A 14047-nucleotide genomic window follows, 5' to 3' on the forward strand; every position below is an offset into this window, starting at 1 on the left:
TTTTCACTTCACCTTATTCCTTATGTTAAAGCCCATGTCTATAACGCCTAAAATGCGAATGGCTGCCATAAAAATCGGTTGCAGCAGACCAAGAATGACTGCAATGACGGCCACTGCCTTTGGATATTTTTTCTTATGGCAATAGAAAAAGATAAATGATAAACCTTGGATAAAAATAAGAAACCCGAGTATAAACTCCCCATTTAAAGCGATAGAGTACAGCATTTGGCCTTTTTCTAAAGGCAGAAATGAAAGCATGACAATCAACAAATACAGTACTACAACACTTTGCGGAAACTTCAACTCTCTAAAAGGCTTTAGACTAGGAATATCGGGGGAGAATCGCCTTAAGAGCGGCTTAGCGATAAGGTAACTGAGGAAAGAAAAAATGGCTCCTACCATCACGATAGCTGTTGGAAAAAGATATTGAACCGTACTCAATTGTTCTTCCATCAGTTTCATTTGTTTCTCAAGCTCTTCAGCATTACCCGATTGTTTCAAAACGGATTCAACGATATCGAGTGATTGCCGATATTGTGTCATTGCTTCATCAATGATATTGATACCCAAAAACTGAATGCTTATCACAAAATAGAACACGATACAAAGCATATAAATAAGGGCACCCGAAATAATAGCATGACCGGGTTCTCTTTTTTTGAAAAAATGCCCCATGGCTATGCCCGCACAAGCTGACATAAAAGCTACAATCAGTCCGTTAAAGGACCCGACAATAAAGACAACAGGAAGACTGACAGCGCCCATCCATAATCCTAATTTCAATCCGTGTCTGATCGTATAAAGGATCATAGGCAGCGGCAGTGCAAATAACAGAATGGTTCCAATCAATGGAACATAAACGACCAACAGTGTGATGATCGCAAACAAACTGATTAAAATAGCACCTTCCATTAATGCTCTTGTTTGTTTCACTTAGTCACCTCGTATCATACTGAACATACGAATAGAAAAGAGCAGCATAAACGACTGCTCTTTTTTTCATCGCCGCAACATGTTTTGCACCAATGTTTTCATATCATCTCTAAAATTACTTTTATATTTTAACATAAGTCCAAATCGCAAGTAAAATGACGCCAATGTTTCATGTGAAACATTGCAAACGAAAAGACATTCTTTAAAAGAATGCCCATCACTTCTTATTCTTTATCATCCATAAAACCAGAAGATTCTTTGTTTTTCTTCTTCGTTTTTCTGACATATACAAATATTAATATTACAAGTAAAAGGGTTGTTGCTTGCAGAACGCCGCTGCTAAACAAGAAAAAGTTCTTTATCATGTCCCACATCGTGTTTCACCTCTTTTTGGATGTTCTCAACCCGTATCCTATATAAGGTGGATTCCCTTTTTAAAAACTTCAAAACATCATGAACAACATTGAACGTTGGGCATATGCTGATACAGAATCTGATTGATAAAGGAGATTTGTTACATGGATGAACGCAGAACGTTGGCTTGGCATGAAACATTAGAGATGCATGAGCTGGTTGCTTTTCAGGCAAACGGGCTCATTAAACTGAAGAAAATGATTAGAGAAGTTAGAGACCCTCAGCTCAGACAGCTTTATAGCGTTTCCATTCAGGCCGTTGAGCAAAATTTAAGAGAGCTTCTCCCATTCTTCCCTCAGGCGCCGATGCCTCGCGATGATGAAGAAGAAGAGCGTGCGGATAACCCATTTTTCAGCGGTGACCTGCTCGGCTTTGCCAAAACATCTGTCCGCAACTATGCCATCGCAATTACAGAAACAGCAACACCTCAATTAAGAACCGTACTTGTCAAACAGCTGAACGCTGCCATTAAGTTGCATGCGCAAGTTTATCAATACATGTATCAGCACGGATACTACCCATCTTACAACCTTTCTGAACTGTTAAAAAATGACGTCAGAAACGCCAATAAAGCCATTTCAATGAAATAAAAGAAGCAGCAAAGGCTCTCCCTTTGCTGCTACTTCTGCTGTTCTTTTAATAAACTGTTCGAACGACGTGCCTCCAGTGCTTCTCGGTTGGCGTCGCCCCATTCTTTCATTTGCAATACAATCGGCTCAAGCGTTCGCCCGAATTCTGTCAGAGAATATTCAACCTTGGGTGGCACCTGGTGATAAACTTCGCGATGAACAATGCCATCCGCTTCAAGCTCTCGAAGCTGCAGAGTCAGCATTCTTTGGGTAATACTCGGGCAGATTTTGCGAAACTCATTAAACCGTTTCTTGCCATCTATCATGTGATAAAAAAGGATTCCTTTCCACTTTCCGCCAATGACATCTAGTGTAAATTCAACCGGACAGCCTTCTTTGTTCGGATAAATATTATTTTTTCGGCTCATGTTCGACCCTCCAATAGTACCTTTTTTGATACTACAGATCATTTTGCAACTGACCTACCCAGCATTTTACACACCTTTCCTCTTTCACTCAAAAAAAATGCTTTATATTCACATCAATTTTTAAGGGTTTGCATGATTACACCCGCAGCAAGACGTGTTAAACTATAAAAAGAATGTTTACACTACTTAAAAAAGGATAAGGAGTTATCATGGAAAAAATACTTATTTTCGGACACCAAAATCCAGACACAGATACGATTTGCTCTGCTATTGCTTACGCTGATTTAAAAAATAAACTCGGTTTCAACGCTGAGCCTGTCAGACTTGGACAAGTCAACGGTGAAACACAATACGCGCTTGATTACTTCAAACAAGAAAGCCCTCGTCTTGTAGAAACAGCTGCAAACGAAGTGAACGGCGTTATCCTTGTTGACCACAACGAACGCCAGCAAAGCATCAAGGATATTGAAGACGTTCAGGTTCTTGAAGTCATCGACCACCACAGAATTGCAAACTTCGAAACAGCTGAGCCGCTTTACTATCGTGCTGAGCCTGTCGGCTGTACAGCTACAATCTTAAACAAAATGTACAAAGAAAATAACGTAGCAATCGAGAAAGAAATTGCCGGCCTTATGCTGTCTGCTATCATTTCTGACTCTCTGTTATTCAAATCTCCAACTTGCACCGACCAAGACGTAGCGGCAGCAAAAGAACTTGCGGAAATTGCTGGCGTAGATGCTGAAGAATACGGCTTAAATATGCTGAAAGCAGGCGCTGACTTAAGCAAAAAAACAGTTGAAGAGCTGATTTCTCTTGATGCAAAAGAATTCACACTCGGCAGCAAAAAAGTCGAAATCGCACAAGTCAACACAGTGGATATCGAAGATGTGAGAAAACGCCAAGCTGAGTTAGAAGCAGTGATTTCTAAAGTTGTGGCTGAGAAGAACCTTGATCTGTTCCTTCTTGTCATCACAGACATTTTAGAAAACGATTCACTTGCACTTGCAATCGGTAACGAAGCGGACAAAGTGGAAAAAGCGTTCAACGTCACATTAGAAAACAAAACAGCCCTTCTTAAAGGCGTTGTTTCTCGTAAAAAACAAGTCGTTCCTGTGTTAACAGACGCGATTGCAGAATAAGAAAAAGCATCCCGCTCCCGGGATGCTTTTTCTTATTCGCCAAGCTTTTCAATTTGCCCCATCACATCAGTAATTTGCTTAGCATTTTGGACCAATTCGGATTGCTCCAATTCCTCAAGCGATACCTTTCCTTCTTCCACCTGCTGCAAGACATCTTCCGCACTTTTTTGCAATGTGTCGTTATGCTCCTGTAGGGTGCTGTGAAGCTCCGCTGCGGCATCAGGCGGTGTTAATTCATTAAAATCAGCCGCTGCCTTTTGAATAGACTCAAGCTGTGTCTCTAGTTTTTCTTTCGCCTCAGTGTCATTTACAGCTTCCTCAGCCAATGCAGGCGCTTCCTCTGCAAACGTCTTCACCTTTTCCACATAAGCTGACGCTTCATTTGTATAATCCAGCCCGTCATTCACCTGATCCAGTATTCCGCATCCGCCTGCCCCCAAAAGACCCACACCGGCCAAAACCGTCAGAACCATTTTCTTCATTGTTGCCCCCTTATCGTTTCTTCTTCATTTTTTCTTTCAAGATCGGAATCAATTTCTCTTTCGCTAATGGCAGCCCCTTCTTCACCAATTCACGTTTCAGCCATTTCTTCAGCTTAGACATAGTGAGTCTCCTCTCCCTTTTTTGATAAAAATGAAAAAACTCCACCGATTTGGTGAAGTTCAGAAACAAAAAGACCTTCACCAAATCAGATTTGGCAAAGGTCTCGCTAACAATCAAATTGCCAGCAAAGCCGAGGACACCTAGTCCCGTAATGACGACTTTACTGTGAAAGCTACTCCCCTTTGGAGTGTTCATTTTTATTATTTTCATTCTAAAGCAATAGGCTTTTCCAGTCAAATTCCTGCTGTTCGTTTACATAAAAGATAGGTGTGGTATTTAAAATTTGAATGGTATTTACATCCGGAGATCATGCTATAACAGAGGAGGTTTTCATCATGAGTCAAGAGCGCGTGAAACGGCCCGGGCATACCAGGTGGTACATATCTTCGTTACTGAGCGGCATTATCATTCTTAATTATTTTGATCGAGTGGCCATTTCTGTAGCTGCCCCGGCGATACAAGATTCGTTTCACCTCACAGCAACTGAACTCGGCATTGTGTTTTCGATTTACACCTATTCGTATACACTGATGCAGCTGCCCGTCGGAAGTTTATTGGACAGGTTTGGCGTGGCCTGGGTCACTAGAATCGGAATGACGGTTTGGAGTTTTTTAACGATCATTCTCGCTTTTTTACAAGGAAAACTGCTCTTATATGTGTTCCGATTTCTCATTGGGCTGACGAGCGCATCGGCATTCCCCGCCGCTTCCAAAGCAACCGCTCTATGGTTTCCTCCAAGCGAACGGGGTCTGGCGAACTCACTGTTTGATTCAGCCGCCAAATTTTCAAACGTGATCGGTGCACCGCTGGTCGCCTTTCTCGTCACAACATTTGACTGGCGTGTCGCCTTTTTAACAATCGGATGCATCAATGTGCTGTTTACCATCTTTTTCTGGCAGTACTATGAGCAGCCCGAACGGCACAAACGCATTTCCAAAAGCGAATTAAACTATATTCAGAAACACAATACAATCACAACAGAACAAATCCCCTATAAAACAGTTCCGCTTTTAAAAGCGCTGTTTTCCAATCGTAAAGTATGGGGCTTAATGATCGGATTTACGGGGTACGGCTATACATTCAACCTGCTGCTTACATGGCTTCCGACTTTCTTTAAGCATACATACGGAATGGATCTCATGTCATCCGGCTTATTCACCGCCGTGCCGTGGCTGATCTCTACCATTTCCGGCATTGTGGTCGGCGGCTGGCTCGTCGATTATCTTATTAAGAAAGGCTATTCCAACACCAAGGTGTATCGAACCATAATTATTGTGGGGATGAGCTTCGGCTTTTTCTTTCTAGGCTCCATTCTGACGAATAATATCACCGTTGCGATTATCTGCATTTCAATCGGCCTCGCCGGCGTTTCTGCAACGGCTCCGGTCGGCTGGTCCATCTCCGCAGAACTCGCCCCGATTGGCTCCGTTTCCATGCTGAGTTCCATGGTAAACCTGGCAAATAATCTATTCGGGGGCATAATTGCCGCTTCACTCACGGGATATTTGTTTGATGTGACAGGTTCCTTTACGCTCAGCTTTCTGGTTGCCGGTTTTGTATTGCTGCTCGGACTGATTTTCTACGTGTTTGTGCTAGGGGATGTGAAAAGAATTAAGTTGGAGTAAAGAGTGCTTGTGTGCAAGCACTCTTTTCTTTGATCATAAAAAAAGAGCCGCCAGCCTGATATATTAAGAAGCCGTGTGACGTATCATGACCCCCCCGTACAAGAGCATGTCATGAATCATATTACGTTTCTGAATCAAAACGGACATCCGGCAAGCAAAGAAGATTACGTAAAACAAACGCAATTTTTTATGCAGGATGATTTTCATCGAGAAATGTTAGAAGAGCAGCAAACCGGTTTATCTTATTATCTGACCGTCGTTGCAGAACACCTATAGCGTGAGTCTTTGCCACTAACGCATTCTCTCTGCTCAAGTTGCGGCACCGCCTACAATCGATACATTCTGCCGGTCAACATCAAAATTCCGGCCGTTCCACTTCAATACGGTTTGAACATATCCCAACGAGTCGGCGTTATACCTTCCGGCGATCCGCTGATACGCCAGCAGTTCGTATACGCCGTCTCTGTTGAAATCAACCGGATACAAGCCGGACAAAGGATTCACCCAGCCTTCTATCGGCGCTTTTAAAACACCCTGATTCGTATAAATTTCATCCAAATAGTCTTTGCCTTTGTAAGTAAGATCCAGTATATATTGGTCATGCTGGCGTTGACTGATCACGCTCGCTTTATATTGATTTTGATAACTCACACTGTACTTGAATTCATCATTAAACGAATCAGAATTGAAAATCTGCCTGAACTGCCGGTTCATATAGGCAAACACATACGCATATATAGAGCCTCCGCTTCCCCCGGTATCAATTACAACAGCCACATCTTCCGTTTTATTGCCTGTCACATCAGCCAGAAATAGTGATGGGTTGTATCCGATATTGTTATGAAGCTGGATTTGCCGTTCCTGATGTGTTTTGCCGTCACGTATCACCAAAGTGATATTTCTCCATAGCGGACTGCCTGACGTTTGATTGCCAGTAAGGAAGACTTCATCAGCGACTCCATCTCCCGTCATATCACCCCGCGCTGAAGTAATAATAGCGCGCGAGAAAACGGGCTGCCTATATCCATATGGATACTGGTAAAGCGTTGATTCTCCGCCATGATAAACCCAATAAGGTGCCATTCTGCTGTTGTATGGATTCAATTGAATTCACCCTTTCCTATTCACCTTCATGAATCATTATATGCAGGAAAAGGACACAGCAGATCACATGCAACCCGTCTTGTTTCAGAATGTCTAAGCACTATAAACTACATTAAATCCGTACCATATGAATTATCAATTGCACAAAGCCACTCGCCTTGCATATTCTTCTTAAACACATAGGTCGCCCTTCTTTCCATCGCATACTCGGAATCCTTTTTATCCGAATCAAGCAGCGTTTGAGAAAGGACCAGAGCAGTGTCGCCTGCTTCCAAAATGACCATTTCCCCTTGCGTCGGAACAAGATGATGATTGAAATAATTTGCGATCGCAATAAACGCTTTTTTGATTTCTTCTTTACCGCGTGCGATCATGCCAGGCTTCACAACTAAAATGGCATCCTCTGTATAGTAATTCATCAGCGTATCAAAATCTTCGTTCCGGATTGCCTTATCACAAGCAGCAATGATCTCTTTTATTTGCTGTTCCAAAAGGTTCCCTCCCCATCATCACGGTTGGATATATTATACATTTTTGAGCGGTTAATACCGAAAAAAATGAAAAATATACCCATTTCCTATATAATCGAATAGCACGAACAAACCTTATATTTTACAAAGTTCCCGAGTGAAGGGGTGAACGATATTGTCTGTGGAATTCACATTACATGACAATAGACAGCATGATATAAGGCGGTTTGCCTACATTGTTTTGGCCTGCAAACTTCATAGGAGCACTGCTCATAGCTGCCGACCTGAGACATTCTGATTTGAGAATGACAGATTTCATCGGCGCTGATCTGACAGGAAACATTTTTCTTACGCAGGCACAAGTGAACGCTGCAAAAGGCAACCCCCGCACAAAGCTTCCGCCGACTTTAAAGATCCCGGCCCATTGGGATAACAGCCAATAAAAAAAGGACCCGCCAGAGGTCCTTTTTCTGCTACCATCATTTCAATTTACTGCCTGCATCTCAGGACATTTAAAATCAGTCATAGCGTGCTGCCCGACACCTTTTCACTCCTTGCCAGAAATACCGACAGCACGAAAGCAAACAGCAGCATGAACGTGATCATACCGACGACACCCAGCCAATGAAAACCAGACCAAAACACGCCGCCGACTGTTCCGCAGATACTTGAACCTGCGTAATAAAAGAACAAATACAGCGATGAGGCCTGTGCTTTGTTGTGCAGGGCCCTCCGTCCAACCCAGCTGCTGGCGACTGAATGCCCTCCAAAGAATCCGAAGGTGAAAAGGGCAATCCCCAAAATTTTTACAGCTAATACGCCGTTTAACGTTAATAATGCACCTGCGGTAACGATAAAAATATTCATCATCAGTATTTTATGATAACCGTATTGATCGACCATTCTTCCAATAAAAGACGAGCTGAAAATCCCGACAATCATCACAATAAATATCCAGCTGACAATTGCTTTGTTAAAGGAATACGGCGGCGCTAACAGCACATACGCAATGTAGTTGAACAATGCAACATTACTTCCGAGAAGCAAAAAACCAATGAGGAACAAGCTTAACAGTTTCCGGTCCTTCAAGTGACTGATTAAAGACATTCCCAACTGCCCGATCTCAAGTTTTCTCGGCGTAAAATGCGTCGATTGAGGCAAATTCATAAAAAATATCATACTCGCTATCAAACTAATCAAACCAATTGTTCCCATTGCTATATGCCAAGTAAAGTACTCACTCAAAAGCCCTGAAACAATCCTTCCAAAAACGGCACCAATCGCGTTTCCGCTGATATACAGCCCCATCGCCGACCCTAGGCTTCCAGGTTCAATTTCTTCTCCTAGATAAGCCATCGCAATCGAAGGGAGGCCAGCGAGCGCAATCCCTTGAATGGATCTCAATACGAGCAGCGTATGAAAATTCGGGCTGAAGGCCGACGCCAGACAGAGAACGGATGCGGCCAGCATGGATACAGCCATAATCGGCTTACGTCCCCATACCTCTGACAATGAACCGAAAACAAGCATGCTGACAGCTAAGAGCATCGTTGTAACAGATAAAGAGAGCCTCGCTGTTGTAGGTGTCACATGAAATTCCCGCGTGAACTCCTCCATGAGCGGCTGTACACAATACAGAATGGCAAATGTATTAAAACCTGCGGCAAAGAAAGCAAACGTAATTTTACGAAAAACCGGTGTGCCTTTTTGAATGTATGTCATCGGGACTTTATCTGCCCCTCACCATTTTGTTGAATACTGCACTCCATAGATATCCATCCTTTATTTCTTCCGATTTCAAACATCCTCGAGTCTGTTTATACATTTATCTTAGCATCGTTGATATATGTTGTATAATGCATAATAAATATCCATTTCATGCTTATATGTAATATGCGAGGTGATGACGATTGGAATGGGAACAACTTGAATATTTTCAAACACTGGCCCGGATGCAGCACGTCACGAAGGCGGCACATAGCCTGTCGATCACACAGCCTGCGCTTTCACGCTCAATCGCCAGACTCGAAAACCATGTAGGCGTCCCGCTATTCGACAGGCAAGGACGTTCAATTAAACTAAACAAATACGGAGAACTATTTTTAAGCCGCGTTCATGCCATGATGAAGGAATATACCGAAGGGAAAGAAGAAATCCAGGCTCTGTTGCAGCCTGACCAAGGCGAAGTGTCTCTTGGTTTTTTACATACATTAGGAACAACACTGGTTCCCGATTTAATTGGCAGCTTTCAGCAGAAATATCCCGACATTACCTTCCAGCTAAAGCAAAACCATTCGTATTGGCTGCTTGAACGATTAAAATCCGGAGATCTGGATCTCTGTCTCCTTGCCTCCATCAAGCCTGAAAAGCTGATCCGATGGATACAATTATGGAGCGAAGAACTGTTTGTATTTGTGCCAAACAACCATCCGTTATCTCATCGCAAAAGCATTTCACTGACTGAAGTTGCGGATGAATGTTTCATTTTATTGAAAAAAGGATATGCGCTGCGCATGACGGTTGATGAATTGTTTGAGAAAGCGGACATACAACCGAACATTATGTTTGAGGGGGAAGAAGCAGCCACCGCAGCAGGTTTTGTGGCAGCCGGTCTTGGCATATCCATTCTGCCCGATCTTAAAGGGTTAGACCAAAGCAAAATCACAAAAATTCGAGTCAGCTGGCCGGAATGTCAGCGCGTCATAGGAATCGCCTGGATAGAAGGCAGATTTTTATCCCCGGTGGCAGAAACCTTTATACAGTATGTCATCAGCCATTTTTCTGATAAAAAGGAGGATCAATCATGAAGGTGAAGAGAATAACAACAGAACATGATTTACATACAGCGTTTGCCATCAGAAAGACAGTATTTGTTGAGGAACAAGGCTGTCCAGTTTCCGACGAGTTCGATGAGTTCGATGCACTCCATGGGGATTGCCAGCACATTCTGGTTTACCATGAACATCAGCCGGTTGGCACAGCGCGTGTTCGTATCGTTGATCACGCGGGCAAACTGGAAAGAATCTGTATTCTGAAGCCCTATCGCAAATTCGGATTGGGAAAAGTGATTGTCGATGAGTTAGAGCGTATTGTGAAAGAAAAAAATATTTATACATGTAAACTTTACGGTCAGACACAGGCAGCAGGCTTTTATGAAAAGCTCGGCTATCAGACAGCATCAGAAGAATTTATATTGGATGGCATTCCGCATGTGCTGATGACAAAAGGAGACGTTTCCGGACAATAAATTGTTCACAAAATCGTCACTTATGAGCATATGTGATTCATTGGTATACTAATCACCGATTATGGAGAGAAGGATTGATTGTATGCCAGCAACTAAAAAAGAAGGCCTTATCTTTGGCGTGATGATGTGCTTTGGGATGGTCTGCGTCATGTCGATTTACAATGCAGTGATCAACGGAGCCATACATGATTTTTCATGGGTTACAGCTTTTGAGATGATCATAGGATTTATTGTAGCGTTACTGTTAGATTTACTGTTAGTCGGACCGCTCGCAAGAAAAATGACATTCAAAATGCCGTTCGACAAGTCTAAGAAATTATATGTCGTCCTTGCCATGTCGACTTGTATGGTGGTTGGTATGGTACTTTGTATGTCTGTTTTCGGATTAATCACGGCGGCTTTATCGAATGGACTTAACGAGAACAGCCTATTCAGCGCTTACCTTATGATCGTTCTGAAAAACTTTATTTTAGCTTACCCCTTGCAATTGCTGATTATGGGTCCATTAGTCAGAGGGATTTTTATGAAATTTGTAAAACCAAAGCTCGCAGCTGCCGTTTAAATAAAAAAGGAGTGAGCGTAACACTCACTCCTTTTTCTCATTGATTTTCAGCACTCCGCCTCACGAATCGAATGTAAAACAAGCTTCGCAAACGCCACTGCGGCGGGCAGCTGCCATTTTTTCTTTTTGATTAGCATATGAGAGTAAAGCGGCTCAAAGCTTTCAGCATGATGAAGGATTTTCAGCTTACCCGCCTCCACTTCTTCTTTCACTGTCACATAAGGCAGTACAGAAAATCCAAGTCCGCTCATGACCGTTTGTTTAATCGCCTCGATACTCCACAGCTCCATTGTTTGAAAGCTGCGCATGTCATGCTTCACTAGATATGTTTCAAACATGGTCCGATAACTGCAACCCTCTTCATTTGTGATAAAGAAATGGCTACTATTTTCTTGTTTATAGTCATCAAAATGATCCGGTCCGTCATGACTGCCCACAAGGACAATCTTCTCCTCGGTTAACGTGTGATGAATGCATTTTTCAATATTAATTTCCGGATAGACCATTAACGCGATATCGACCCGTCCGCTCAATAAATCTACCTGGTTTTCCCCGCATGTCCCATTGCTTAATATAATCTTCACATGAGGATATGTCAGGGAAAATTCCCTTATGATCGGCCCTAGTCTGGAAATGGTTAAAGACTCAGGTGCGGCTACCTTTAATACTCCTTTGATTTCATGCACACTTTTCATATTCTTGATTTGGTCGTGGGCAGAAAGTAAATCTTCTGCCAAAGGGATTAACTCTCTGCCTAGATGAGTCAGCTTTAGATTTCTTTTTTCATACGAAAATAAAGCGCCACCGATCTCCTGCTCAAGCGCTTGGATATGAGTGGTGATCGTGGATTGCGTATAACCCAGCTTAGCAGCAGCACCCGTGTAACTTCCCATTTCTACAATGGCCTGGAACGTGACAAGATGTCTGATCTCCATACGATTTCTCCTTCTATCGAATAAAATGATAATGCTTTTTTATATTTCAATTTTATTTATAGATATCACTATCATACAATAAAAACTGTCCAATATGACTTAGCAAATGAAGGTGATTCAATGAGTATCATAGCTTTTCTTTCGTATGTGATTTTGACATCCATTACGCCCGGCCCAAGTAACATCCTAATGATGAACGAAGCGCGAAGGTTTGGCTTTATCGGTTCGTGGCGTTTCAATAGCGGCATCTTATCGGGTTTTGCAGCACTGGGGATTCTCAGCGGTATATTTACAATCGGTTTATACAATTGGATTCCTCTTGTTGAGCCCTATTTCAAAATAGCTGGCGCGGTCTACCTGCTCTACTTGGCGTGGCAGATCGGTTTCGCCAAAGGCTCAAAGAAGGATTCCGGAGATACACTCTCTTCTTTTTTATCCGGTTTCATCTTGCAGATCATCAATATCAAAAGCGTTTTGTTCTTCTTAACATTGATGAGTGCTTTTATACTGCCCTTTCAGCATTCAATGACATCAATTATTTTTTATCTCTCATTGGCCATTTTTCTGGGCTGGTTCGCCCTGCTGCTATGGTCAGGATTCGGCTCTGTTTTTAAAAAGCTTTTTGAAAAACACGATAAGGCATTTCGAGTCATCATGTGTTTGCTGCTTATTTATTCTGCGGTAAGTATCTTTCTTTAGTTGATCTCATCTCATACGGAAGCAGCTATGCAGGATTAATAATAGATTTATTGAAATGTATACGTTGCAGGAGGGATCGTGAATGATAAAACGACTTGATCATTTGGTAATAACGGTCAAAAGCCTTCAGGAGACCATCCACTTCTACACATCTGTTTTGGGAATGCAGGAAGAAACGTTTGGTTCAGGCAGAAAAGCATTGCGTTTTGGCAATCAAAAAATAAACTTGCATGAGGCCGGTCATGAATACGAACCTAATGCACAGCACCCATTACCGGGATCTGCGGATTTGTGTTTTATCGCTGATGAACCTATCAATAAAGTAGTAGAACATATTACGAAAATGAATGTCAATGTAGAGGAAGGGCCTGTAAAAAGAACCGGTGCACTTGGCCCGATTATCTCTGTTTATATTCGAGATCCCGATCAGAACCTCGTCGAAATATCAGAGTATGTAGAGAGGGAACATATCTAGTAGACATATGTAAAATTGATTTGCATGGGAAAAGCCGTTTCAAACCCTGCTTTTTATTTGTCTGCAAAAAAATAAGTGGGTTGCTCATGTCCATAAGTTCGTAAAGTACTTTTCTTCCCTTCAACGGTGACATTTTCTATTCAAATCTTAGATACTCAACTTAAAGTATTTCTCAAATGCAGCTTTTCCGCTTTGTGTAACCTTAATAGCTCTAGTTTTAGGCATACGCACAATCCATTGCTGTTCTAGCATCCTGTCTAATAATGCATGGCCCAAAGCTCCCGCTAAATGATGCTGCCTCTCGCTCCAATCTAAACAGCAAAGCGCAAAAGCTCTCCTCTTATGTCTTTGTTTTTCTTCGTCGACTCCAAAATCCTTTAAAAACAAAGAGCCTTCTGAAGTCACCTCAAAGTGTAAATCCGCTTTTCGTAAGAAGCCCTGCTCGACTAATGATTGTGTCACTTGCACGCCGATATAACCAGCCAGATGATCATAACAGGTACGGGCAAAGTGTAAATCACTTTTTTCTTTTGAATCATTGAAAGACTTCACTTTTGAATCAGGCGAAATACTAAGCAATTGTTCTATCACTTTTGCAGCATCGGCGTTTGCCAATTTATAATACCGATGTCTTCCATGCTTCTCTACACTGATGAGCTGTGCTTCAAGTAATTTATGCAGGTGGAAGCTGGCAGTTTGAGGCTTGATTTTAGCGAAATATGCAAGTTCTCCCGCAGGGTGTATTCTTCCATCCATAAGGCTCAAAAGAATAGAAGAACGCGTGGGGTCAGAAAGTAACGAAGCAACCTTTGCAATATTAGGATTCATCATTCTCCTCCTTACA

17 protein-coding genes and 2 pseudogenes are annotated in these 14047 nt (G+C 42.3%); 10 read left to right on the forward strand and 9 right to left on the reverse strand.

What is annotated here, in order from left to right:
- Window positions 1-3 precede the first annotated feature (3 nt).
- Together V6D42_RS14560 and V6D42_RS14565 are read right to left on the reverse strand one after the other, a co-directional pair.
- On the reverse strand, window positions 4-933 hold the full coding sequence (locus V6D42_RS14560; protein ID WP_010332610.1) for a YybS family protein: 930 nt from the start codon (window positions 931-933) through the stop codon (window positions 4-6).
- Window positions 934-1157: 224 nt separating this feature from the next.
- Entirely contained in the window at window positions 1158-1307 is a 150-nt protein-coding gene (locus tag V6D42_RS14565) for a hypothetical protein (protein ID WP_010332611.1), read from the reverse strand.
- Window positions 1308-1451: 144 nt separating this feature from the next.
- On the opposite strand from V6D42_RS14565, the gene V6D42_RS14570 reads away from it, so the two are divergent.
- Entirely contained in the window at window positions 1452-1937 is a 486-nt protein-coding gene (locus V6D42_RS14570) for a spore coat protein (RefSeq protein WP_333513680.1), read from the forward strand.
- Window positions 1938-1966: 29 nt separating this feature from the next.
- Here V6D42_RS14570 and V6D42_RS14575 read toward each other — a convergent pair whose 3' ends face one another.
- Window positions 1967-2344 (reverse strand): winged helix-turn-helix transcriptional regulator, encoded by a 378-nt coding sequence (locus tag V6D42_RS14575; protein WP_010332613.1) that lies wholly within the window; start codon window positions 2342-2344, stop codon window positions 1967-1969.
- 209 nt (window positions 2345-2553) lie between these two features.
- Here V6D42_RS14575 and V6D42_RS14580 point away from each other — a divergent pair, with 209 nt between their 5' ends.
- Window positions 2554-3483 (forward strand): manganese-dependent inorganic pyrophosphatase, encoded by a 930-nt coding sequence (locus V6D42_RS14580; protein ID WP_333513681.1) that lies wholly within the window; start codon window positions 2554-2556, stop codon window positions 3481-3483.
- Window positions 3484-3515: 32 nt separating this feature from the next.
- On the opposite strand, the gene V6D42_RS14585 is transcribed toward V6D42_RS14580, so the two are convergent.
- On the reverse strand, window positions 3516-3965 hold the full coding sequence (locus V6D42_RS14585) for a DUF6376 family protein (RefSeq protein WP_010332615.1): 450 nt from the start codon (window positions 3963-3965) through the stop codon (window positions 3516-3518).
- A 435-nt stretch (window positions 3966-4400) separates the two neighbouring features.
- Here V6D42_RS14585 and V6D42_RS14590 point away from each other — a divergent pair, with 435 nt between their 5' ends.
- Both V6D42_RS14590 and V6D42_RS14595 read left to right on the forward strand, forming a co-directional pair.
- A complete protein-coding gene (locus V6D42_RS14590) occupies window positions 4401-5711 on the forward strand; it encodes an MFS transporter (RefSeq protein ID WP_333513737.1) in 1311 nt (436 codons plus the stop codon).
- Window positions 5712-5759: 48 nt separating this feature from the next.
- Window positions 5760-5987, forward strand: a pseudogene (locus V6D42_RS14595) (MerR family transcriptional regulator); the annotation flags it as partial.
- Window positions 5988-6020: 33 nt separating this feature from the next.
- On the opposite strand, the gene V6D42_RS14600 reads toward V6D42_RS14595, so the two are convergent.
- Both V6D42_RS14600 and V6D42_RS14605 read right to left on the reverse strand, forming a co-directional pair.
- Window positions 6021-6815, reverse strand: a complete 795-nt coding sequence (locus V6D42_RS14600; RefSeq protein WP_333513682.1) for a hypothetical protein — start codon at window positions 6813-6815, stop codon at window positions 6021-6023.
- A 107-nt stretch (window positions 6816-6922) separates the two neighbouring features.
- On the reverse strand, window positions 6923-7306 hold the full coding sequence (locus tag V6D42_RS14605; RefSeq protein ID WP_333513683.1) for a YybH family protein: 384 nt from the start codon (window positions 7304-7306) through the stop codon (window positions 6923-6925).
- A gap of 227 nt (window positions 7307-7533) precedes the next feature.
- Here V6D42_RS14605 and V6D42_RS14610 point away from each other — a divergent pair.
- Window positions 7534-7728 (forward strand): annotated as a pseudogene (locus V6D42_RS14610) (pentapeptide repeat-containing protein); the annotation flags it as partial.
- Between the two features lie 79 nt (window positions 7729-7807).
- On the opposite strand, the gene V6D42_RS14615 reads toward V6D42_RS14610, so the two are convergent.
- Window positions 7808-9007, reverse strand: coding sequence for an MFS transporter (locus tag V6D42_RS14615; protein WP_333513684.1), 1200 nt, complete (start codon window positions 9005-9007; stop codon window positions 7808-7810).
- 188 nt (window positions 9008-9195) lie between these two features.
- On the opposite strand from V6D42_RS14615, the gene V6D42_RS14620 reads away from it, so the two are divergent.
- The 3 genes from V6D42_RS14620 to V6D42_RS14630 all read left to right on the forward strand — a co-directional run bounded on the left by V6D42_RS14620 (window position 9196) and on the right by V6D42_RS14630 (window position 11094).
- Complete coding sequence (locus V6D42_RS14620; protein ID WP_333513685.1) at window positions 9196-10092, forward strand: LysR family transcriptional regulator; 897 nt, start codon at window positions 9196-9198, stop codon at window positions 10090-10092.
- Window positions 10089-10532, forward strand: a complete 444-nt coding sequence (locus tag V6D42_RS14625) for a GNAT family N-acetyltransferase (protein WP_333513686.1) — start codon at window positions 10089-10091, stop codon at window positions 10530-10532. The genes V6D42_RS14620 and V6D42_RS14625 overlap by 4 nt, the downstream gene beginning before the upstream one ends.
- 82 nt (window positions 10533-10614) lie before the next feature.
- Window positions 10615-11094, forward strand: a complete 480-nt coding sequence (locus tag V6D42_RS14630) for a DUF2798 domain-containing protein (protein ID WP_333513687.1) — start codon at window positions 10615-10617, stop codon at window positions 11092-11094.
- 47 nt (window positions 11095-11141) lie between these two features.
- Here V6D42_RS14630 and V6D42_RS14635 read toward each other — a convergent pair whose 3' ends face one another.
- Window positions 11142-12029 carry a LysR family transcriptional regulator gene (locus V6D42_RS14635; protein ID WP_333513688.1) on the reverse strand — a complete coding sequence of 296 codons (888 nt, stop codon included), beginning with the start codon at window positions 12027-12029 and terminating at the stop codon, window positions 11142-11144.
- A gap of 120 nt (window positions 12030-12149) precedes the next feature.
- Between V6D42_RS14635 and V6D42_RS14640 the strand changes: the two genes are divergently transcribed.
- Together V6D42_RS14640 and V6D42_RS14645 are read left to right on the forward strand one after the other, a co-directional pair.
- Window positions 12150-12728 (forward strand): LysE family translocator, encoded by a 579-nt coding sequence (locus tag V6D42_RS14640; RefSeq protein ID WP_333513689.1) that lies wholly within the window; start codon window positions 12150-12152, stop codon window positions 12726-12728.
- An 82-nt stretch (window positions 12729-12810) separates the two neighbouring features.
- Window positions 12811-13203 (forward strand): VOC family protein, encoded by a 393-nt coding sequence (locus V6D42_RS14645; RefSeq protein ID WP_333513690.1) that lies wholly within the window; start codon window positions 12811-12813, stop codon window positions 13201-13203.
- A 147-nt stretch (window positions 13204-13350) separates the two neighbouring features.
- On the opposite strand, the gene V6D42_RS14650 is transcribed toward V6D42_RS14645, so the two are convergent.
- On the reverse strand, window positions 13351-14031 hold the full coding sequence (locus V6D42_RS14650; protein ID WP_333513691.1) for an ArsR/SmtB family transcription factor: 681 nt from the start codon (window positions 14029-14031) through the stop codon (window positions 13351-13353).
- Window positions 14032-14047: the final 16 nt, after the last annotated feature.

The organism is Bacillus sp. 0909A (genome assembly GCF_036765115.1).
GTDB lineage: Bacteria > Bacillota > Bacilli > Bacillales > Bacillaceae > Bacillus > Bacillus mojavensis.